Source organism: Synechococcus sp. B60.1, from assembly GCF_047462555.1.
GTDB lineage: Bacteria > Cyanobacteriota > Cyanobacteriia > Thermostichales > Thermostichaceae > Thermostichus.
On sequence record NZ_JANSJN010000022.1, the window covers coordinates 1 to 22,126 of the forward strand.

Annotated in this window: 17 protein-coding genes; 10 read left to right on the forward strand and 7 right to left on the reverse strand. The window is 62.2% G+C overall.

Going from position 1 to position 22,126, the window contains the following annotated elements; translation table 11 throughout:
- Positions 1 to 101 precede the first annotated feature (101 nt).
- Positions 102 to 3,500: a maltose alpha-D-glucosyltransferase gene (gene treS, locus NW863_RS04050; protein WP_414364615.1), complete on the forward strand. Its 3,399-nt coding sequence runs from the start codon at positions 102 to 104 to the stop codon at positions 3,498 to 3,500.
- Positions 3,501 to 3,510: 10 nt separating this feature from the next.
- Complete coding sequence (locus NW863_RS04055) at positions 3,511 to 4,272, forward strand: SOS response-associated peptidase (protein ID WP_414364617.1); 762 nt, start codon at positions 3,511 to 3,513, stop codon at positions 4,270 to 4,272.
- Here NW863_RS04055 and dprA read toward each other — a convergent pair.
- The gene (gene dprA / locus NW863_RS04060) at positions 4,211 to 5,347 is read right to left on the reverse strand and encodes a DNA-processing protein DprA (RefSeq protein ID WP_414364618.1); all 1,137 of its coding nucleotides are present in this window, start codon (positions 5,345 to 5,347) and stop codon (positions 4,211 to 4,213) included. The two genes, NW863_RS04055 and dprA, sit on opposite strands and share 62 nt — an antisense overlap.
- A 69-nt stretch (positions 5,348 to 5,416) precedes the next feature.
- Here dprA and NW863_RS04065 point away from each other — a divergent pair, with 69 nt between their 5' ends.
- Both NW863_RS04065 and NW863_RS04070 read left to right on the forward strand, forming a co-directional pair.
- Entirely contained in the window at positions 5,417 to 5,668 is a 252-nt protein-coding gene (locus NW863_RS04065) for a hypothetical protein (protein WP_414364620.1), read from the forward strand.
- Positions 5,661 to 7,127 (forward strand): sodium:solute symporter family protein, encoded by a 1,467-nt coding sequence (locus NW863_RS04070; protein ID WP_414364622.1) that lies wholly within the window; start codon positions 5,661 to 5,663, stop codon positions 7,125 to 7,127. Before NW863_RS04065 ends, NW863_RS04070 begins: the two co-directional genes overlap by 8 nt.
- 69 nt (positions 7,128 to 7,196) lie before the next feature.
- Here the strand turns inward: NW863_RS04070 and NW863_RS04075 are convergent, their stop codons facing one another.
- Together NW863_RS04075 and clpS are read right to left on the reverse strand one after the other, a co-directional pair.
- Entirely contained in the window at positions 7,197 to 8,003 is an 807-nt protein-coding gene (locus NW863_RS04075) for a lysostaphin resistance A-like protein (protein ID WP_414364623.1), read from the reverse strand.
- 15 nt (positions 8,004 to 8,018) lie between these two features.
- On the reverse strand, positions 8,019 to 8,300 hold the full coding sequence (gene clpS, locus NW863_RS04080; RefSeq protein WP_414349213.1) for an ATP-dependent Clp protease adapter ClpS: 282 nt from the start codon (positions 8,298 to 8,300) through the stop codon (positions 8,019 to 8,021).
- 274 nt (positions 8,301 to 8,574) lie between these two features.
- Here clpS and NW863_RS04085 point away from each other — a divergent pair, with 274 nt between their 5' ends.
- Positions 8,575 to 10,302 (forward strand): alkaline phosphatase D family protein, encoded by a 1,728-nt coding sequence (locus NW863_RS04085; protein ID WP_414364625.1) that lies wholly within the window; start codon positions 8,575 to 8,577, stop codon positions 10,300 to 10,302.
- 313 nt (positions 10,303 to 10,615) lie between these two features.
- The gene (locus NW863_RS04090; RefSeq protein ID WP_414364627.1) at positions 10,616 to 10,885 is read left to right on the forward strand and encodes a hypothetical protein; all 270 of its coding nucleotides are present in this window, start codon (positions 10,616 to 10,618) and stop codon (positions 10,883 to 10,885) included.
- 80 nt (positions 10,886 to 10,965) lie between these two features.
- Here NW863_RS04090 and NW863_RS04095 read toward each other — a convergent pair whose 3' ends face one another.
- The 3 genes from NW863_RS04095 to NW863_RS04105 all read right to left on the reverse strand — a co-directional run bounded on the left by NW863_RS04095 (position 10,966) and on the right by NW863_RS04105 (position 15,777).
- Entirely contained in the window at positions 10,966 to 13,260 is a 2,295-nt protein-coding gene (locus tag NW863_RS04095; RefSeq protein WP_414364629.1) for a glycosyltransferase family 2 protein, read from the reverse strand.
- Between the two features lie 61 nt (positions 13,261 to 13,321).
- Positions 13,322 to 15,259, reverse strand: coding sequence for a cellulose biosynthesis cyclic di-GMP-binding regulatory protein BcsB (locus NW863_RS04100; RefSeq protein WP_414364630.1), 1,938 nt, complete (start codon positions 15,257 to 15,259; stop codon positions 13,322 to 13,324).
- A 137-nt stretch (positions 15,260 to 15,396) separates the two neighbouring features.
- A complete protein-coding gene (locus NW863_RS04105; protein WP_414333931.1) occupies positions 15,397 to 15,777 on the reverse strand; it encodes a cupin domain-containing protein in 381 nt (126 codons plus the stop codon).
- Between the two features lie 290 nt (positions 15,778 to 16,067).
- Between NW863_RS04105 and NW863_RS04110 the strand changes: the two genes are divergently transcribed.
- The 4 genes from NW863_RS04110 (at position 16,068) to NW863_RS04125 (ending at position 20,631) form a co-directional block, all read left to right on the forward strand.
- Positions 16,068 to 17,648 carry a hypothetical protein gene (locus tag NW863_RS04110; protein ID WP_414364632.1) on the forward strand — a complete coding sequence of 527 codons (1,581 nt, stop codon included), beginning with the start codon at positions 16,068 to 16,070 and terminating at the stop codon, positions 17,646 to 17,648.
- Positions 17,645 to 18,760 (forward strand): hypothetical protein, encoded by a 1,116-nt coding sequence (locus tag NW863_RS04115; protein ID WP_414364634.1) that lies wholly within the window; start codon positions 17,645 to 17,647, stop codon positions 18,758 to 18,760. The genes NW863_RS04110 and NW863_RS04115 overlap by 4 nt, the downstream gene beginning before the upstream one ends.
- Positions 18,761 to 18,838: 78 nt before the next feature.
- On the forward strand, positions 18,839 to 19,693 hold the full coding sequence (locus NW863_RS04120) for a hypothetical protein (protein WP_414364636.1): 855 nt from the start codon (positions 18,839 to 18,841) through the stop codon (positions 19,691 to 19,693).
- 101 nt (positions 19,694 to 19,794) lie between these two features.
- Complete coding sequence (locus NW863_RS04125) at positions 19,795 to 20,631, forward strand: universal stress protein (RefSeq protein WP_414364638.1); 837 nt, start codon at positions 19,795 to 19,797, stop codon at positions 20,629 to 20,631.
- A 7-nt stretch (positions 20,632 to 20,638) separates the two neighbouring features.
- Here the strand turns inward: NW863_RS04125 and NW863_RS04130 are convergent, their stop codons facing one another.
- Positions 20,639 to 22,123: a hypothetical protein gene (locus NW863_RS04130; RefSeq protein ID WP_414364639.1), complete on the reverse strand. Its 1,485-nt coding sequence runs from the start codon at positions 22,121 to 22,123 to the stop codon at positions 20,639 to 20,641.
- Positions 22,124 to 22,126 lie beyond the last annotated feature (3 nt).

A 22,126-nucleotide genomic window follows, 5' to 3' on the forward strand; every position in this document is an offset into this window, starting at 1 on the left:
TGAAGCGATATATCCAGAATCAGTCAGGAGGCGCTATCCCTCCCCACCCGGGTGGGGAATCCCGCGCCTTACGTTGACCCCTCTGTTTTGGTTGCCGCCCTATGATGACCCGAACTCCTCTTCGCTCTGTTGGCTCCAGCTTGGCCCCCAGCCCTCTCTGGTACAAAGACGCGGTGATCTACGAAGTGCCGGTGCGGGCCTTTGCCGATAGCGATGGCGATGGCGTGGGCGACTTCCAGGGCCTGACGGAAAAGCTGGACTACCTGCAAGATCTCGGCATCACGGCCATCTGGCTGTTGCCCTTTTTCCCATCCCCCCTGCGGGATGATGGCTATGATGTTTCTGATTTTACCAACGTTAACCCCACCCTGGGCACCCTAGAGGACTTTAAAATCTTTCTAGATGCCGCCCACCAACGCGGGATCCGCGTCATCATCGAGCTGATCCTCAACCACACCTCCGATCAGCATCCCTGGTTTCAGCGGGCTCGGCGCGCTGCCCCCGGCACGCCTGAGCGGGATTTCTACGTTTGGAGCGACACCCCCGAAAAGTACAAAGAGGCCCGCATCATCTTTCAAGACTTTGAAACTTCCAACTGGGCCTGGGATCCGGTGGCCAAGGCCTACTACTGGCATCGCTTCTACTCCCACCAGCCGGATCTCAACTACGACAACCCTGCCGTGCAGAAGGCCATCTTCGAGGTGGTGGACTTTTGGCTGAGCATGGGGGTGGACGGCCTGCGGTTGGACGCGGTGCCCTATCTGTACGAGCGGGAGGGCACCAACTGCGAGAACCTGCCGGAAACCCACGCCTTCCTCAAGGCCCTACGCAAATACATTGACGAAAGATATCCCAACCGTATGCTGCTGGCGGAGGCCAACCAGTGGCCGGAAGATGCTGTGGCCTACTTCGGCGACGGAGACGAGTGCCACATGGACTTCCACTTCCCCCTGATGCCACGGCTCTTTATGGCCATCCAGATGGAGGATCGCTTCCCCATCATCGACATCCTGCAGCAGACTCCCCCCATCCCCGAAACCTGCCAGTGGGCTATTTTCTTGCGCAACCACGACGAGCTCACCCTGGAGATGGTCACCGACGAAGAGCGGGACTACATGTACCAGGTCTACGCCAAGGATCCCAACGCGCGGGTCAACCTGGGCATCCGTCGCCGCCTGGCCCCGCTGCTGGGCAACAGCCGCCGCCGCATCGAGCTGATGAACAGCCTGCTGTTTTCTCTGCCCGGCACGCCGGTGATCTACTACGGCGACGAAATCGGCATGGGGGACAACATCTACCTGGGGGATCGCAACAGCGTGCGCACGCCGATGCAGTGGAGCGCCGACCGCAATGCCGGCTTTTCTCGCGCCAACCCGCAGAAGCTCTACCTGCCCATCGTCATCGATGCCGAGTACCACTACGAAACCGTCAACGTGGAAGCGCAGCGGAACAACCCCTATTCCCTGTGGTGGACGATGAAACGGATGATTGCGGTGCGCAAGCGCTTCCAAGCTTTTGGCCGCGGCTCTTTTGAGCTGCTGCACCCGGAAAACCGCAAGGTGCTGGCCTTTATGCGAGCCTACGGCGACGAGCGCATCCTGGTGGTGGCCAACCTCTCCCGCTACGCGCAGTTTGTGGAGCTGGACTTAGCCCACTGGGAGGGGCTGATCCCGGTAGAGATCTTCGGGCGCACGCCGTTTCCTCCCATCGGCCAACTGCCCTATTTCCTGACCCTGGGCCCCCACTCCTTCTACTGGTTTTCCCTCGAGCCACAGCGACCAACGGAGCGGATCCACCCCAGTCACAGCAAACCGGAAGAGCCGGATCGCCTGCCCACTCTGATCGCCCCCACGTGGGAAAGCCTCTTTCAAGGGGAAAGCCAAGAGCGGCTGGAGGCGGTCTTGGGCGACTACCTCTACCGCTGCCGTTGGTTCGGCTCCAAAGCCCGCCAAATTCAGTCGGCCCAGATCTTGGATGCCATTCCCTGTAATCGGGAAGGGGATCCCCCCTTTCGGGGCCAGATTTTGCTCTTGCAAGTCGAGTTTACCGAGGGGGAAGCAGAACTCTACTCTCTCCCCGTGGGCTACACCACCCAAGAGGCGGCCCTGCACCTGCGCGTAGAGACACCCCAGGCAGTCATCCTCCCTGTGCAGGTGGCCGGGGATCCGCCGGGCGTGCTTTTCGACGCGCTGGCCGATAAAACCTTTTTGTCGTTGCTGCTGCAGATCATCGCCCAGCAGGGCCGCCTGCGCCACTCCTCAGGGGAGCTGTGGGCCACCACCTTTGCTCCCTTTGAGTACGACCTCGGCCTTGAACCCCGCATCCTCAAGGCGGAGCAGAGCAACACCTCGGTGGTCTACGGCAATCAGTACATCCTCAAGTTCTATCGCAAGGTGGCCGAGGGAGTGAATCCAGAGCTAGAGATCGGCCGCTACCTGCTGGAGCACCATCCCCAGGTGCGGGTGCCGCGGCTGTTGGGATCCCTGGAATATCGCCGCCGCCGTGGGGTGCGGGGCTTTGATCCCAGCGATCAGCCCATCACGTTGGCCATTTTGCAGGAGTACATCCCCAACGAGGGGGATGCCTGGCACTACACGCTGGACAGCCTGGGGCAGTTTTTCGAGACGGTGCTGGTTCACTACCTAGAGGTGGATCCCGTGCCCGTTCCGCAGGGATCCTTCCTGGAACTTGCACAACTTCCCCTGCCGGAGCTGGCCTACGCCACCATTGGCAGCTACCTGGAGTCGGTGCGGATCTTGGCCAAGCGCACCGCCGAGCTGCACCTTGCTCTGGCTGCCGACACCGAAAACAAAGACTTTGCCCCCGAGCCCTTCTCCAGTCTTTACCAGCGCTCCATCTATCAATCCATGCGCAATTTGGTGGGGCAGGTGTTTCCGCTGCTGAACAAGCAGATCCCCAAGCTGCCGGAGGTGGAGGCCAAGTTGGCCCGGGCTGTTCGCGACCAAGAAGGGGAGATCATGAGCCGCTTCCGCCTCATCCTGGAGCGGAAGATCACGGCTTTGCGCACTCGCTGCCATGGGGATTACCACTTGGGCCAGGTGCTGTTTACCGGCAAGGACTTTGTCATCATCGACTTTGAAGGGGAGCCGGCCCGCTCCCTGGGAGAACGCCGCCTCAAACGCTGCCCCCTGCGGGATGTGGCAGGGATGCTGCGCTCTTTCGACTACGCCGTTCACACCGGCTTGCGCCAGCAACTGGAAAGCGGCCTGGTCTGCGGGGACAAGTGCCCCGACATGATGCGCTGGGCCCAGTTTTGGCACCGCTGGGTTTGTGCTGCTTTCTTGGCCGAGTATCTCCAGGTGGCTTCCCAAGGGGCTTTTCTGCCCCGCAGCCCGCAGGAGCTGGAAGTGCTGCTAGAGGCCTATCTGCTGGAGAAGGCCATCTACGAGCTGGGCTACGAGCTCAACCACCGTCCCGAGCAGGTGGAGATCCCACTGCGGGGGCTCCTCCAATTGCTGGGCATTTCCACCCAGGTTTGAGGGATCCCGGATGTGCGGACGGTTTAGCCTGGCGGTTGCTCCCGAACGGCTGCAGCAGCATTTTCAACTCGAGAGGGGGGCAGTGGCGGCGCTCCAGCCCCGCTACAACATTGCCCCTGCTCAGCCGCTGCTGGCGGTGGTGGCCTCAAGGGGGCTGGGATCCCTTCAGCGCCAGGCCACTCAGTTCCGCTGGGGCTTGATCCCCAGTTGGAGCCGCACTCCCAAGGCCGGGTGGATCAATGCCCGCGCCGAGACCGTGGCCGAGAAACCCTCTTTCCGCCAGGCCTTTTGCCGCCGCCGCTGCCTGATCCCGGCAGATGGCTTCTACGAGTGGGCCGACCAGGGCACGGCCAAGCGACAGCCCTACTGGTTTTACCTGCTGGATCGACCGGTGTTTGCCTTTGCCGGCATTTGGGAGCGCTGGCGCAGCCCACAAGGGGTGGAGAGAGAAACTTGCGCCATCCTCAACACGCCAGCCAATCGGCTAATGGGGCTTTTCCACGAGCGGATGCCGGCCATTTTGCTAGAAGACGATTACGACCTCTGGCTGGATCCGCAGGTGCGGGATCCGGCGCGGCTCCTGCCCTTGCTTCGCCCCTACCCGGCAGAGGCCATGGCCGCCTACCCCGTCAGCACCCATGTCAACAACCCTCGCCACGAGGATCCCACATGCCGGGCTCCCATCGGAGAAGCGGTGCAGGGATCCAACCTCAGCGAGCCCGCTGGTAGCGCATCCCCGGCAGTTGCACCAGCCAGCCCTCCAGTTCCATAAGCAGCAGGGTGCTGGAGAGGGTGGCAATGTCCATCTGGGTGGCCTGAGCCAGGGCATCGAGGCTGAGGATGTCGTTGCCTAGGAGCTGCCAGAGAAGCTGCTGCTGCGGATCCCTGGGGCCGGCGGACAAGGGTTGGTCTGGGAGAGGGGATCCCTGAACTAAGCCCAGCTCTTGGAGCAGCTCCTCGATCCCCAGGATCATCGCTGCACCACTGCGGATGAGGTGCAGACAGCCGCGGGCCGCTGCCGTGTCGATATTCCCCGGCAGGGCATACACCTCCCGCCCGTATTGGTTGGCTAGGTGGGCGGTAATCAGCGCCCCTGAGCGCTCTGGGGCCTCCATCACCAGGGTGGCGCGGCAGAGGCCGGCGATAATGCGGTTGCGCTGGGGAAAGTGCTCCTTGGCCGGCGGCGTGCCGGGGGGATATTCGCTGAGGACGGCCCCTTGTTCCAGGATGCGCCGGTAGAGAGCGCGATGGTGGGCGGGGTAAACCTGATCCACCCCAGTTCCCACCACGGCCACCGTCTTGCCGCCCGCCTCCAGGCAGGCTTGGTGGGCAATGCCGTCGATCCCGGTGGCCAGTCCCGACACCACCACGCAGCCAGCTTCCGCCAGGGCGGCGCTGACTTTCTGGGTCCACTGCTGACCGTAGGGGGTGGGGGCGCGGGTGCCGACAATAGCGATGGCCGGCTGCTGCCAGTCGGGGCACTCGCCTAAGACGTAGAGAAGGGGCGGTGGATCCGGCAGCTCCCACAACAAGGGCGGATAGCCGGGATCCGCAGGGGTTAGGAAGGGGATCCCGGGCTTCTGGGTTTGCTCCAGGATCTCCCCAGGGTCGAGGCCAGGACGGGCAGAGACAATCGTTTCTGCCAGGGTGGGGCCAATGCCCTCTACCTGCAGCAGGGCCGGAACATCCGCCTGCCAGGCCCGTTCCAAGGATCCAAAGAACTCCGCCAGCCGCTTGAGGCGATGGGGGCCGATCCCTCTAATCCGCGCCCAAGCCAGCCAGTAGGGCCGCTCTCGTTCGCCCCCAGCTTCCCTTTTGCCGGCAGGATCGGAAATGGAGAAAGACAAGTTCAGCTTCCCTCAACAGTGGCTGTAGTACCCTAAGTAATGGTCAGCAAAAAAGCAGGAGATAGGCAAATGGCAGGATTGGATCCTGCCAGTGGTTCTCAGGCGACAAGGCCATTGCGGTTTGGACAAGGACGCCAGGCTTGGGTGTGGGGGATCTATCCGCTGCTGTGGCTGTTGACCTGGGTGGGATCCCGCTCGGCCCAGCCGCAGCTATTGGGGATCCCGGCTTGGTACTGGGGAGCAGGGTTGGCGGTGCTGCTGTTGGTGCCCCTGAACTTCTACTTTGTGCGAACTTGCTGGCCCAGGGCTGGAGATGAGTGACACGGTTTTGAGTTTGGGTGTGGTGGGGGTGTACTTGCTGCTGCTGGCGGCCATTGGTTGGTGGAGCTACCGCCGCAGCGGCCAGGATCCGGTCAGCTATTTCCTGGCAGGGCGGGGGCTGGGATCCCTGGCCTTGACCTTGACCACGCTGGCGACGCTGCTCAGCGCCTTTACCTTCCTCGGGGTGCCGGCGGATGCCTACACCCACGGCCTGGGGATTTTTTTGGCCGTGGGGGTCACCACGGCGCTGATCTCAGGGCTGTTTTTTGGGGTGGGCTACCGGGTGTGGCTGGCGGCCCGCCACTTTGGGTTCATCACCCCCTCAGAGTTCTTTGGCCACCGCTTCAACAGCCCTTTCCTGGCCCTGCTCTATTGCCTAAGCGCCCTGACGTTTACCGCCCCCTACATCAGCATCCAGATCATCGGCGGGGCGCGCACCCTGGCCGCCGTTTTGGGGGAAGGGATCCCCTACTGGCCCCTGGCGGTGGGGGTGGCGCTGGTCATCCTGGGCTATGTCCTCTTCGGCGGCTCCCAGGCCGTGGTCTGGACGGACGTGGTGCAGGGGATCATCTTGGTTGTGGGGATGGGAGTGGCCTTTGTGGCCGTGGCCTTGAGTTGGGGCCAAGAGGCCGGCAGCCAGTTGGATCCCTGGCTGAGCTTGCCCGGCCCCCAGGGGCGCTGGAGCTGGCAGACCCTGCTTGGCAACCAACTGCTGTTTTTGATGGCCACGCCCCTTTTTCCCCAATTTTTTCAGCGCTTCTACATGGCCAAAAGTGCCCGTCCCTTTCAGACCCTGATGGTGGTCTGGCCGCTGCTGATTCTACTGGTGTTCTTCCCAGCAGCCCTCATTGGCGTCTGGGGTCGGCTGGCTTTTCCTGACCTGCAGCAGCCGGATCAGATCATGCCGCTGATGTTGCAGACCCTGCCCAGCGGCGTGGCGGCAGTGGTGATTACAGCGGCGCTGGCGGCTTTGATGTCTACGGCGGACTCGCAACTGCTAACTGCCAGCTCCCTGGTTACCCGGGATCTGGTGGTTACCTTGCTCAAGCGCCAGCTTTCTCCGCACCAGGAGGAGCTGTTGGGCCGCTGGGTGGTGTTGGGGATTGGGTTGGTCTCCTTTGCCATTGCCGTCAGGCCACCGGGGCTCATTACCCAGATTGCCACCTGGAGCTTTCAGGGCAACGCCATGCTCTTTCCCCTCTTGATTGCCGGCCTGTACTGGAAGCGGGCTACCCGCGCCGGGGCCGTAGCCGGAGCTTTGGTTTCCAGCGGTCTCACCTTGGGCTGGCTGGCGGGCCTGTTGCCCCAAGCCTGGACGGGGGGCTGGCTGCCGGTGATCCCGGCGGTGGTTGTCGGCACGGCGGTGCTGGTGGGGGTGAGCTTGCTCACTCAGCCCGACCAGGAGAGGCTGGCCGCCTACTATGAGAGCGGCCCTTGGGGGGAGGAGATCTCGAAATAACTGGATTGAGACAGATCCCTCACCCCCGGCCCCTCTCCCTGAGGGAGAGGGGAGATGCTTCGGCGTTGTTCAGCTTCTGTCGGTGGCCAACCTCTTGAGAACAAGGAAGGTGCCGCCCAGGAAGAGCAGGCCCATCAGCCCGGCTAGGGGGTTGCCGCCGATGCCGGTAAGCCACTCTGGCGCCCTGCCGGTGTACTCGATCCAAGCCAAGTTGTTAACCCAGGTGATGCCCCACACCCAGCCGGCGTGCAGCCCCAGGCTGAGTCCTAGCTTGTTTTGGTTCCACACCTTTGCCTGGGCCAGCAGCAGGCCCATCAGCCACAGCCCCGGAAACTGGGGCCAGGTGGCGAGGATCTCTGCTGGCGGCTTCAAAAAGTGGGCCAAAGCAAAGAGAAGGCTGGATCCCCACAGAGCGCTTGTCCAGCCGTAGTCCAAGGCCATCTCCTGCAGCAGCCAGCCGCGGAACAACAGCTCTTCTGCCAGGGCCACCGCCAGGCCCACCCCTAGCCCCAGCAAGCCATAGCCCAGCAGGGATCCCCCTTCCACCGGCCGCCAGCTCAGCCAGCCCAGGGCTCCCTCCAAGCCAAAGAGCAGAAAAAGCCCGCCCACACCCATCCCTAGACCCCAGAGGATCCCAGCTCGGCAGGCCCAACTCTTGTCCAAGCCATAGGCGGCAAACCCGGATCCCCACAGCCCCAGCCAAAGGAGCAGGAGGACATACAGCGGCAGCCAGAGGTACTCTCGGCCAAAGAAAAATCCCCCCAGGCCGACCCACGGTAGCCAGGCCAAAAGGGGGATCCCCAAAAACAGCAACAGCCGCAGCGGCAAGGGAAAGGCCTTGAGTTTGCCAATCAGCTCAGCAGTCGGCAGGCCCACCCAAACCGCTCCTAACTAGCGTTCCGGCTCGATCGAGCTGGTGAGGCCGTGCCGGCGCAACTGCTCGCAGTAAAACTCCGCGTGCTCCCGCGGCACCACGATGACCACAGCAACGCCGTTGTTGTGGGCTTCCAACATGATCTCGGTGGCTTGCGGCGGCATCATCGATGGAATGACCTTCACCAGCACCTGCACCACGTACTCCATGGTGTTGACATCGTCGTTGTGCAGCAACACCCGGTACATGGGCATATGCTTCGGGGTTACAGAAGGCTTAACCAGAGTCTCCGTAGCCACGACGATCCCTCCTTGGGTCAACAAGAGGTTCTAGAACGCAAAACCGAAAACAAAGCCAAAAAGCAAAAAACCTTAATGGAATTTTAGCCTTCGCAGGAAGGGCTATGAAAAGGCCGCGGAGAACCCAAGCCTCAGGTCTGGCGTTCTTAAACAGAAGCTAACCCAGTTTTCACCGGCCCACAACCTCAGTTTGGGCGCAGAAGTGCTTGACTAGGGGCAATTGGCCATTGTTGCGGATCCCTTTACATTTGCCGGCGTCGCTGAGGTTAGCTGTATGAGTTCCCTGCGTTCCCGTCGCTTTTTCCTGCAGTTGCTGATGTTTGGCGGTGGGGCAGCCGCCCTGGCCGCCTGTGGGGGCACCTCCAGTTCTTCTATCCCGCCGCTGGGAGAGCCAGGATTTCCCCAGGGGGTGTTTGCCGGGGATCCCACCTCTGAGGGGGCGGTGCTTTCCACGCGGGTGGTGCCGGCCAGCAGCGTGGATACGGTGCCTGTGACGCTGCAGGTGGCGGAAAATGCCGAGTTCAACCCCATTCTGCAGCAGGTTGCGCTGACTGCCCGCCGCGTGGCCGGTCGCAACTACCGCACCGAGCCGGGCGACTACATTGCCCGCGCCGTTGTTACCGGCCTGAGGCCGGCGCAGCGCTATTTCTACCGCTTTGTCAGTGAGGGGTTTACCAGCCCTGTGGGCCAGTTCCGCACCCTGCCGGCTCCGGGCGATGGGCGGCCCATCCGCTTCTTGCACATTAGCTGCGCCAATGAGCCTCCTTTCCCCATTGGGGCGGCCCTGTTGGCCGAGGTTAACCGCGGCGATATTGATTTCATCGCCTTCAACGGCGACACCGTTTATGCGGATCGCTTCTGGCTGGGGCTGGATCCGGTACCGACGCTGGAGTTTTACCGCAGCCTCTATCGGGATCAGCGGGATCCCAAATATGCCGGACCAGAGTTCCCGCAGTTGTTCAGCCGCACCTCCTTTGTCGTTAACTGGGATGACCACGAGGTGATCGACAACTACAGCGGCCAGAAGGCCCGCGGCGGCCGCGCTGTCCAGCTCAACGACACCACCGGGCAAACCCGCGACGTGGAAGATTTTAGGGTGCTGGGCTACCAGGCCTTTTTTGAGTACAACCCCATCACCCCCACCTTGACGGATGTACCGGGGGTAGATAGCCGGGATCGGGTGTTTCGCAGCTTCCGCTACGGTGCCAACGCCGAAGTCTTTATCCTCGACCTGCGCCAGTACCGCGACTTGGCTGCTGTGACCCCGATCCTGCCCATTTTGCCCCCTGGCTTGACCCGGCAGCGCTTTTTGGAGCTGGCCGGCCTCCGCCTCACGCCCCAGCAGGAGACCCTGTTCTTCGGCCCGCCGGGATCGGAAGAGGCGCTGTTTAACCTGCTGCGCCGCACGCCGCGCATTCTTTTGGGAGAACCCCAAAAGCAGTGGCTGTTCAACGGCCTGCGCAGCTCCACCGCCACCTACAAGTTCATCGTCAGCGAGTTTCCCATCACGGTGACCTATTTCCGCTCCAACGACGTCTGGGAGGGCTACTGGCTGGAGCGGCAGGAGGTGATCGACTTTATTGAGCGCAACAACATCCGCAACGTGGTGTTCCTAACCGGCAACAACCACGCCGGCTTTATCGGCCAGGTCAACCCCGGCAGCAGCAACCCCATCTGGGAGGTGTGGACTGGCCCCACCGGACGCAGCGTGACCGCCTTGAGCATTGACGAGTTGGGCAGCCAACTGGGGATCCCCAACGCCAGCCGCCTCTACTACCGGATTGTGAATGGCTTTCTCGCCCCTGTGAACCCTGCCAATCCAGAAGTGAGCGGGATCCCTGGCGTCACAACCGGCAACCTGCGCTTTTTGGAGCTGGCGGTGCCCAACTACACCCTCATTGAAGTCTCCGGCAGCCGCTGCACCCTTCAGATCAAGGGCCCCACCGGCGGCGTCCTCACCGATCCCCTGGGGCGCCGCGGAGAACTGGTGCTGCCCCAGTGAGAACAATCAAGGGCTTTGGGCAGGTTTTCCCAATTCTATTCTGATCGAAATTCAGGGATCCCTGCGCAAGTTGGGATCCCTTTTTGTAACTCTTTTTTGCAACTTGTAAGGAAGATGCCGGCTGTGATCGCAATCAGCCAGGGAGCGAAAACGTTAATGCTAGCGTGTAGGTAGGGCAGGGATCCCTGTTGCGGCAAAGAAAACTTCATGGAAGGAGGAAAATCCGATGGTTGCTCTGCGGGGTTGGCTGGCAGCGGGCATGATCGGCGCGGCTGCAATCCTGGGTGGTGGTGAAGCGTGGGCCCAAAGGAGCTTGTGGTTACTGAACGGGCAATCGACCTGGGTTAATGGTTATTTCTACCCAGGCGAGAACATCTGGGCCGAGTGCGACCTCGACTGCCACGACGTGGATCTGGTGCTTTACGATCGCAACGGTCGGTGGGTAGCCGAAGATACGCTCTTGGACGATTTCCCCATCGTCCAGGCTCCCTATGAGGGCAGCTTCGCCGTCCAGGTGATCATGGCCGGCTGCCGCCACCCACGCGGCTGTGCTGTCGTCGTCGATTCTGACTACGGCTTCTAGCGCTTCCCTCGCCCCTAGCCCCTCTCCCTCTTGGAAGAGGGGAAGGAGGTACCGCCTGCTGTAGGGATGAAGGGGGCTGCCTAGGCGGGTTTGTGGCTGGCTTCCTGCACTTTGGCGTGGGTGAATTTGCTCAAGCCATGGATGGTTTTTTCCCAGTAGAAGGGCTTGGTAAAAAGCTGCCACAGGGCCATGTAGGCTGCCATGGAGTGCAGTTGCCAGTAAATGGGGTTGAGAAGAGCATAGAAGGCCAAGTCGTAGTAGCCCCGCCGAAAAACGGCCACCAAGTTGAGGTAGATCCCAATGGCATTGCCCACCAAGAGGTTAAACAAGCCCAAGTAAATTAGCCAACTGGGAAAGATGTTTTGCAGCCAATGGGCGCGGGTGAGCAGCCAGTAGAAAAACAGCAGCCACATGATGGGGCTGGTGAGGAAGGTGAAGAAGCTGCCGCCGATAAAAAATTGGTAGGCCAGCCAGTTCTTGAGGCCCAGCTTGCGCAAAGAGCGCAGCGGGTTGCGGTTGTGCACCAGCCAGGTCTGCATATAGCCTTTGATCCAGCGGGAGCGCTGCCGGATCCAGTTTTTGAGGGCGCAGTTGGCCTCTTCGTAGGTGGTGGAGTTGATCACCCCCACTGTATAGCCGTGCTGGCTGGCGCGAATGCCCAGATCAGCATCTTCGGTGACGTTAAAGGGATCCCATCCCTGCAATTCCCGCAGGCGGTCGGTGCGGAAGTGGTTGCTGGTGCCCCCCAGAGGAATGGGCATTTTCAAGGTTTCCAGGCCCGGCAGCAGGTAATCAAACCAATAGGAATACTCCAGAGTAAACATGCGGGTAAGAAAGTTCTCGTTGCGGTTAAAATAGTTGAGGGCCGCTTGAACGCAGACCAAGCTGGGATCCCCTTTTTTGAAGGCAATGATGGCTTTTTTCAGTTGATCCGGATCGGGGATGTCTTCGGCGTCGTAGATGGTGAGGTATTCGCCGCGGGCAAAGGCCAGGCCGTAGTTGCAGGCTTTGGGCTTGGTCTTGGGCTTGCTATCCGGCACGATCAACAGGCGCACGTAGCGGGGCGGCTTGGCGGCGCGGGCGGCCTCGATGGTGGCCTGGTCGTTTTCTTCCAACAGGATCAGCACGTCCAAGCGCTCGTGGGGGTAGTCCAGCTTGGAGAGGGAGTTGATGAGAATCGGCATCACCTCCGGCTCTTTGTAGACCGGCACCAGGATGGTGTAGATGGGCAAGCTGCGGTCATCGAGGGCGGCCACTTCTTCGTCGGTAATCTGGTGGAAGCGATCGGCGGATCCCACCAAGCTGAGCAGCAGTTTGAAGAAAATCGAGGCTATGTAGAAGAGGTTAATCAAAAGCACCAAGATCGTCAGAGTTGTCCAGGGAGCGCTGGCCAAACTCCACAGCAGCAGCAGCAGCAGGCCATAGCCGACGGCAATTTGCGAGGGGGTAAACACCCGCGAGGCCGATTCCTCCGGCAGGCGGGCCAGCAGCTTGTACACCGCCTCTTGGCTAAAGCGGGATCCCTGATCTTGGCTGAGGAGCTGGGTGATATCCTGCTCGGTGCCCAGCACCTTTTCTATCCGCAACCCTGGCCGCCAACTGTAGAGCAGCTCGTCCACCGCCCAGTCCAGGGGGTCGTTGACCATCACCGTGAGGGTATTCTCGTCGCTCCAGCTTAGGGGGTAGAAGAGGTGGTGCATCATCAATTCCGGATCGAACTGGCGGCTTAGGACCTCGTCCCGGTAGAGCAGCCCTGTTCCGATTAGCTCCGAGACGGAGGGGTAGCCCAGCAAGTGGGCCAGAATGCTGAGATACTCGCGGGTGGAGAGGTAGCTCAGCCGGGTCAGCACCTGCCCCAGGCTAGATCCGGTGCGGCGGCGGATCTCCAGAGCCTGCTGCCACTGCTCCAGGGTGAGGCGGCTACCCAGCAGCTCAGCAGCCAGCTTGCGCTCGAGGATAACTGTCAAGATCTGCTTTTCGGTGGCCGGGATCTCCCACAGCTTTTCGGCCTCTGGGCAAAGGCGTTTCACCGCCTGCCAGACGCCGGGATAGCCGGGCTCTTCCGTGGCCACCACAACGGTTTGCGGGTTGAGCCAGCCACAGGGCAAAAAGCGCACTGGCAGGAGATCGCTGGGTTCCACTAGCCAAGGTAGCTCTAGATCTAAAGGCTGCTTGAGCAGCCAGTCCCGCAGCTTGGGCCGATCCAAAATCTGGCGACACAGCTCGGCAAACTTGCCAGGATGCATGACCCGCAAGCTCCAAAAAGCCTTGGGCAAGGAGCAGCCCACCTCTTCGCGGTACTCCTCCGCTGCCGCCAGTTGCTGGCGGGTGAGATAGCCCGCGCGCAAAAGCGAGGACTTAAGGGACTGGAGCATGGCCTAAGACCCGCGGTTTGGCTCAAGTCTGGCTCAACCGCAAGCCCATGCCTAGCCCCCCCTAGGAAGGGATGGGGGACTCGGGGCGGCGAGCCAAGCGGCGATAGACATTCCAGGCTCCCGCTGCCAGCAGAATAGCCAGCAGCAGCACCAGCCAATAGCGGTACTGCCACACCAAAAGCTGCCAACTGAAGCGGCCTGGGTAGCGCACCCGGTAGCCTTGGGGGGTGAGATCCCAGCTCTGCACCTGGGTGAGGGCGGGGGTGGCGGCGTAGGCGGTGAGCACATTTCCCTGCAGTTGGTTGGCCAGGCGGGTGCGTGGATCGGCAAGGCCGCGGCTGAGGCGTTCTGCCAAGGCCGGATCAGATCCCCACCAGGACAGCCAAAGGGTAGGCCTGCCTTGGAGCAAAAAGTACTGCAAGAGGCCGAGGTTTTCCTGGGGTTGGGCGGCCAGGGCCACCTGCTGGTTCAAGGGGTTGAGGATCTCGAACTGGGATCCCAGCCGGATGGGGCTGTAAGGGAGCTCCACCTGCTCCGGGGCAGCGACAAGGATCTGCCAGGCGAAGTCGCCTGTTTCTAACTGGGTCTTTTCCTGGGGCAGAAACTGTAGGGTGGGCAGGAGCGGTCGGGCGGCCAGCCGGCTCAAGGCCCCCACCAGGTAGGCGGCAGCCGGCAGACGTTGGGGATCCCCCAGCCAAACCCGTCCGGATCCCTGCAGCACCGCCGGGATCTCCTGCAGCTCGCCACTGGGGGCTTGGTAGCCGCTCCAGAGAAAGCCGGAGCTATCTGAGCGCACCTGAACTGTCAGCGGCGTCAGGGATCCCTGGCAATTGCCGGGGCTGGCCCCGTAGTCAAAGCGCAGCTCCAGTTGGTTGAAGCGGCGCAGCAGGCGGGTGGGCAGGGTCACGGTCTCGTTGAGCTGGCTGCGACCGGTGAGGTTGTAGGTGCGCAGCAGAACGCCGTTGAAGAACACATAGCCCGTCAGGCGATCCCCGGCCCGACCATCCACCGGGTTCATGATCACATCCAGTTGGGCCGCCAGATCCCGCGGGCGCCCCCCCAACTGCGCCAGGTTGAAGTTGAAAACCAAAGACTGGCTACCAAAGCCCCGCAGCAGGGGATCCACGATCCCCAACTCCCGCAAGCTGAGGCGGTTGGCCTTGAGAGCCCGCTCCCAGTCCGCCACCGCCGCCACCCGGATGCCGCGGCTCACCAGCCCCGCCCGCTTCCACTCTTCATAGAGGGCAAGAATGGCCTCGCGGCGGGCGGCCACCCGCAGCCGGGATCCCTCTGGAGTTACTTGATGCTGCAGGTGGGGGGTAAAGTTGGCCGGCTCCAGAATTACTTGAGGCCCTTCCCCTGGACGGTTGCTCCAGAGGATGGGGGTCTGAGGGAAGAGGTGGGCCAGCAAGCTGTACAGGCCCAGCGCTGCTTCCGCCACTTCGGGAGAAGGGTTGGCGGGCACCACCAGCGTGAGCTGGGGGTACATCAGGTGCAGAAAGCCGGCCACCGTAGCATCGGGCACGCGGGGCACCAGCTCAAAAAAACTGTCCCGCCCTACCCTCAGCAGCAGGTTGCCGGTGTTGAGGTCGGCACAGATGTCGTCGCTAATGCTCAAAAACGGCTGCACCGACACCGTGATAAAGCGCTCACCCGGCGGCAGGTTAGGGATGGGCACCCGCACCACCGGCTCCTGGCGCAGATCTTGCACCAGAAAGATCCCCGCTAGCTCGTCGTTAATCAGCACCCGCACGGTAGAAGTGGGCTTGAGCACCGGCGAAGGTTCTAGGCGCAACTGCACAAAGCTGGCTTCTGGGTCGATGCCGTTGATGGGCGCAGGGACGGTGACATCCAGGCGCGGGTTGGATCCCTGCAGCAGCACGGAACGCTCGTAGCCCAGCCTCTGGAAAGCAAGGGGCTCCGCCCGCACTGCCTCTGTTGGCACGCAGCAGAGCAAGCCAGCCACCAACAGCCCCCACCCTCGCCTTACCCTAGCCATCTGCGGGATCCCTAGCCCCTGCTCTGACGACAGAAAAAGCCTACACCTGCGGCGGGGGCAGTCGCCAAACTTCTAGGAGTATATGGCGCAATAGTGATGAACTAGCCACAAGAAAACCCCCTTCCTCGGGAACTCTCCTAGGCGCGGGCGTAGTCGTCCTCAAAGCGCACGATGTCGTCCTCCCCCAAGTATTCCCCGTTCTGCACCTCGATGATCACCAAGGGGATGGTGCCGGGGTTTTCCAGACGGTGCTTGGTGCAGGGGGGAATGTAGGTGGACTCGTTGGAGTTAAGCAGCACCACCTCCTCGCCCCGGGTAACGCGCGCCGTGCCCCGAACCACAATCCAGTGCTCGCTGCGGTGGTAGTGCATCTGCAGGCTAAGGCGATGGCCGGGCTTGACCTCGATGCGCTTGATTTTGTACATTGGGCCTTCATCCAAGATCCAGAAGGCTCCCCAGGGGCGGGTCTGAGCCTGGGAGGGCAAAAGCTCCAGTGCCGGAATTGCCGCGTTGTCCATGTCTCGCACAGACTGTAGCATTGAGGTCACACCTTGTTCCACTTCAGGGGCTCTCACATCCTCACCTGCAGCGCGGCAACTTTTCATCGACCATCTTGCTGAATCCAATACGCCAAAACTCGTAGAAAAAAAGTCTCGAGAAGGGGAATACTAACGCTCCCTTGCATTCCTAATAGTTTTTGCAAAACTTGCTTTTAGGATTAACTAGGGTGTTCCAATGCCCTAGGCCGTCAAGTTTAGTGAAACTCGTTCATGGGGCATGGATGTTCGTAAACCGGCTTAAAGCTATCTTGAGGCTCGTTGCGCCGGTAGGGATCCCCTTGCTGCTCCTGGCTGGCCTCTTGTGGGGGCTGAAGGAAGGCTGGGGCTGGGTGAGCCTAGAGATGCAGTTTCTTGGCTACAAGGGATCCGTAGCCGTCCTGGGGCCGGATCCGCGCCTGCCCATTGTCGGCACCACCTTTCCCCCTTCGCTGGTGCTGGCCACGGCCATTTTGGGGCGCTCGCCGCTGGTGTTGCAGGCCATTTTGGGATCCCTGGTGTTGGACTGGATGGGGCAACAGTTGCGCCGTTTGCCTGTCGGCCTGGGGTGGCGCTGGCTGTGGGGCCTGTTGCTGCTGCTGCAGCCGGCTTTGCTCCTGATGCTGCTGCGCAGCCCCGTTTGGACGGCCACCTCGCTTTTGCTGGGGGTGAACATGGCCTTGTTGTTCCCTCTGGCCAACGAGAAACAAGCAGCGGAGAAGGACGAGCTGCCCGTTACCCTGCGGCTGCTGCTCATTGGGCTGGCCTTGGGGCCGCTGATGGTGCTGCGCTGGGAGAGCGGCTGGCTGTTGCCCTGGCTGGCAGGACTGCTGCTGGTGGCTTTTCGCCGCCAATCTTGGGGGTTTCGCTGGGTCTCGCTGCTGGTGATGGGGTTTATCAGCCTGGCCCTGATCTTGAGCTGGCTGTATGTCAACTGGTTGGCGGTGGGGGATCCCTGGGCTTTTACTTACCAGGTGGGCAGCGGCCTGCGCCTGCCGCAACTACGGGAAGACCTGCAGCAGGCCGGCGGCTGGCGGGGGTTGGTGGAGCTGGGGAAGTGGCTGGCGGTGATGGCCCCTGCCTATCTCCTGGTGGGGATGGGATCCCTGCTGGGCCGCTGGGTCGGGGCCTTGATCTGGGGGATGCCGTTGGTGGTTCTGCTGGCTTCCCTGGGCCAGGGGCTGTTTTTGCCAGAGCTGAGCCGCTTTGGTCTCGTCTGGGTGCCGCTGCCGTTGCTGATGGGGGCCTACTTAGTCCGCGGAGCCGGCCCCGGCTGGGCCAAGCGCCTGTTGATCACCGCCCTTTTGGGGCTGAACTGCCTTACCGCTGGCTATGGGCTAAGCCAAGAGCCACGATTTTTGGCGCCTCTGGTGCTCGAGGAGCGGGATCTCTGGGAGCGGCTGGTGGCAGGGGTAGCGCCCCTTAGCCGTGAGTTGAAAGCGGCCCAAGACCTCTACGAAGTGACCTCCGCGGGGCAGGTCCTGGCAGCGTGGCGCCGGCAGCGGCAGGAAAAGCGCCAGGTAGGGCAATATCTCCGCCGCCACCTCTTGCCCGGCGAGAAGGTGTTGGTGGACGACGACATCCACTTTGAGGCTATCTTTTGGGCGGGGGATCCCCGCTTGTTCCTTACTCCCCACCAGTACGAGTTTGCCTTGGCTCTGCAACACCCTCAGGAGCGGGTGGACTACTTGCTGGTGGCGGGGCCGGCGGATCCCTTGCGGAGCGCCGACCGCATCCTGCAATTTTGGCCTGAGCTTACCTTTGAGGGGCTGCCGGGCTTTAGGGAGGTCTACAGCTCCCCGCAGGTGCGGCTGTGGGCCCGCCAGGCAGAGCTTGAGGAGGAGACGAGATGACCTGGAAACGGCAATGGCCGCGGCGACAGGTGCTGCGGATAGGCGGAGCGCTGCTGGCTTCCTATGGGGTTGGAGTTGCCGGCTGTGGTCAGGGCTCCGAGAACGTTGCCACTGGAAACCTGAACTTGTCAGAGCTCTTGGCCCGCTGGGAAGTGGGCACTGGCGAGGATCCCGGTCGCTTCCTTTGGGAAATCGAGTCGGATCCGCAGGTGGCGGCGGTGGCGCGGGGCTGGGATCCCCATTTCTTAAGCGGCTGGCTCAACAGCTTTGACCACCGCCAGGGGGATCTCTCCTTCTGGCGCAACTGGCACCAGGCGGGGCTTTTGCGGCAGTGGTTTGAGCGGGGCTACAGCCTGCACATCATCACCTGGGAAGACGACACCACTCGCCCCTGCGGCGACTACCACCTCTCGCCGCAGTTTATCCAGGACGTAGCCGAGCTGGCCGGGTATATTGCCCAAGCCAACCCCCAAGGCCGACCCACCTACTGGAGCCTGGCCACTGAGTTTTCCTACTGGCGCATCCCCGCCGATACCTACAACGCCGACACTGCCCCCTACTACCGCGCCCTGATGCGCAACATCTTAAGAGCCCGCCAGGCCATCAAGGAGCGGCTGCCCGAGGCCGAGGTGGCCCTCTGCTGGGGCGGCTGGATTGCCACCTTTGACGATCCCCGCCGGGGGGCAGGGCGCAGCATGGTGGAGCCTTTTGCCGAGACGATGAGCCAAATGGACGGGATCGCCTTCCAGTCGATGCGCCAGCGGCGGCCGGGGGAGTTTAACCCGGAGCTCAACGGCCCGGATCCGGGTAACCCCGAGCAGATCCGCCTCTGCTGCCGTCTCTTTGCCCCCATCCACCGCAACCTGATGCTGGCCCACTACGAGCCCTCGATTAAGGACAAGCACCCCAACGGTGGCCGGGCCGACACTGTCCAAGTGGATTTTGAGATCATGAGCCGGCCCGAGTGGCTGCAGGAGGTGTCGCAACTGGGATTGCGGCGCCTGTCCCTGATGCACTACGGCCTCTACAAGGGGGATCCCTATGGGGCGCTGACGGCAGCCCGGCAATTCCGGGCCCGCGTAGGTTTGCCGGCTATTGCCCAGAGGGTGTAGGTGGATGGAGACGAAGGCCCAAAACGGAGCTCTGTAGGTACAATCCCCCTTGGCGGCGCCGTCGAGAGGGATCCCTAGATGAAGCCTTTGGCAATTGCAAGAAGCTGGCTGCTGGGCCTGGGCCTTGTCTTGGGGGGGTGGGAGCTACCGGTCTGGGCCGGCTGCGGCTTCCCTCGCGGGGCAGGGAAAACGTTTTTCTCGCTCCAGCCCGAGGTGTACCAACCCCGCACCCGCTTTGACCAGGGGGGACGTCTGCAGCAGGCCCTTTCCGAGTATGGCGAGACCCGCCTCAACCTGTTTGGCGAAACCGGCCTCAGCGATCGCCTCACCCTCAACCTCAACACCAGCTACGTTTTCCTGGAAAATCGCTTTGCCAGCGGGGCTGAGACCGTTACCCAGCGCAACCAGGGCCTGCGGGATCTGGAGCTGGGCCTGCGCCACACCTGGGGAGAGGGGGATCCCTTTTTCTCGGCTCAATTGACGGCCCTGATCCCGCCGGGATATGCCACCCAGAACACCCCCCTGCCCTTGGGCTATGGGGTTTTCGGCTACGACCTCAGCGCCGGCCTGGCCGCTTCGGGCAAGCTGGGATCCCTGCCCGCCTTTTTCGACTCCTGTCTGACCTTTCGGGACTACCTGGGCTACCCCGGCAACCGTCTCAAGACCAACTTGACCTTTGGAGCAGATCTCAGCCCTGAGGTGCAGGCCATTGTGGCTTTGGATGGCGACTTCACCCTTGGCAACGGCGCCCCGCTCCTTTTTGGGGATCTGGCGGTGCAGGATCCCGACTACAACAACCTTAAGCTTTCCGGCCAGCTCAACTGGCGCCTAGAGGAGGGGCTGACCCTGGGGCTAGGGGGGTTTCAGTTTTTAACAGGCCGCAACACCAATGCCGGCGGCGGCTTCACCGGCTATGTGTGGCTAAGTTACTAAAACTCAACAAAATGTTGCGGGGTATCTACCGCGGCAGCAGGGATCGGCAGAGGCAGATCTAGGATGAGACTTGGCAAACCTTGGCCTGGAGAACGGATCCCATGCCTCGCTTTGAAAACATCGTTGCCGCCATCGACGGCAGCGGCCCCACCGAGCAAATGGTGCACACGCTGCTATCTTTGCCGGCCTTTGCCCAGTGCCACGTAACCCTGCTGCATGCGGTGCCTTCCCAGACCTCTGCTGAGGACATGCGCGCTGCTTGGCAAAAGGGACAGGAGCTGTTGGCCCAGACGCTGCAGACCTTTCCCCCGCGGCCTGGGCTAAAGATCAGTACCCAACTGGTGGAAGGGGATCCCAAGGTGGTGGTACTGCAGGTGGCCGAGTCCCTGCCCAATCCCCTCATCGTGATGGGATCCCGCGGGCGCAACCGCATCATGGCCATTTTGCAGAACTCGGTCAGCCAATACGTCTTCCAGCTCGCCTCCTGCCCCATGCTGCTGGTTAAAGACGACGCCTACGTCAAATACCCCAGCCATGTCATGGTGGCCCTCAACAACTCCCCTGCCGCCCAGGCTGCCTTTGCCACAGCCCTGGATCTGGTTGCCGGTATCCCGGGAGCCCAGATTTTTCTGGCCTCGGTACAACTGGATGCCGACGCCCAAGGCCGGGACGAGGTTATAGACAAAGCCATTGCCACCCTCAAAAGCCGCCAAATCGGCCACCAGGTGTTTACGGCGGTCGGGGATCCGGGCACCGAGATCGTCCGCTTGGCGGAAGAGAGCAAGGCCGACCTGTTGGTGATGGGATCCCCGGATCGCCGGCCCAGTATTGCCCGCAGCATCCCTGACCTGGATCGGCTGCTGGGGCGCTCCATCTCCGACTATGTGCGGGTGCACATCGGCTGCCCTGTGCTGATGGTGCGCTCGGCCCAAGACTGAGGGATCCCTAAGGCAAGATAGAACGGCGCTCCGTCACGCGGTCGCTTTGCTGCTGGCGATCCGGACTGACGGCCCAAGCCTCGAAGATGAGTTCAGGAACGCCGGGGGGAATGGTCATGCGGGTGAGGGCTTGCCACCGTCCCTGGTCATCGCGGGAGAAGTCCAGCAACCAACGGGGGCCATCCACCAGCGAGCGGGTGCGGCCGTGCTTGACCCAAAACTTAATCCACAAAGGAGGCTGAGAGGTCGAGCCACTGGCAGAATTGACCGAGGCCGGCAAACGCAGCACTACGTCGAAATTGTCACCTGCCCGCAATTGCTCGGGCACCACCAGTTGCGGTACCGGGCAAGCTGCCGGCACCTGGGGGGAAAGAGGCGAGGTTCCCGGACTGGCGGCGGCCAGCGGTGGCGGCGAGGCCGCCTCCTCGCGAGGTGGCTCCGGTTGGGCGGCAGGTTCGGGTGCGGTGTCTGCTAGGGGGGCAGGGGAGGCTGGGAGCTCTTCTGGCTGAAGCGGGCTGGGAGCTCCTCCAGCATCCTCTTTTCCCGCAGGGGTGCTGCGCTGCCAGATGCGCAACAACTTCTGCAGGGTGCGTTCGGGGGAGAGCAAAGGTGAGGTCGGGGAAGAACTGTCGGCTGCGGCTGGCGTTTCTTCTTGCCGCTGCTGACCCGCAGGGATCCCGGAGGAGGGGGGGAGGACTTCCCCCTGGCCGCGACAGCGAACGGAAAAGGAGATCCGCAGCGGCTCTGGATCCGGCCAGGAGGACGGAGTAAGGCGCAGTTCCCCCCGCAACGGACGGCTCCAGGTATAGCTCGGCAGGGTGATGGGAATGCTGAACACCGCTGTCCGGGCTTCAGCCGGAAATTGAATCAGCCGTTGCCCCTCGAAAACCGGGCTCTGTTCCCCTTCACCTTCTTGCCAAACTCGTACCCGCAGCTCGCCACTGCAGCCAATCCGCCCCGTCAACACCAGCACCTCATCGGGGGATCCCTCCAACTCGCTGTGCATCAGGGAAAACAGCTCTGGCGGGATGGCAGCCGCTTTGGTCTGGGCAGAGGGTTCGGGCCCCGTTGGCTGGGCCGCCAAAGGTGCTGCGGGTTCCGGCTGAGCCGAGCCGGGCACAACCTGGAGACGCAGGCAGTTGTTCAGCTCTGTCTCACCAAACAGCTCGGCAATCAAATCGGCATCGCGGCAGTGGAACTCCCAAAAACCAGGGGCGAGGTGGGTGGCCGGCAGGATGATGCCGATCCCCTCCTCGTTGGTGCGCACCGAACGGGTTTGCAGGAGCGAGGTGGTTGTCTTGGAGTTTGCTCCTGCCGGGGATCCGCTATTTTCGGTCGGCAGAGGGCGCTGGCGGACTTCCACTGTGATGGTGAAGTGGGGCTGGGGGGAACGGGCGACGATGGTGTAGGTGTCCTCTTCCAGAATGGCTCCCTCGGCTGGTACCGGCTGCCAGTCTTCTCGGCCGTTGCGCCGCACCCAAAAACTCAACATCAC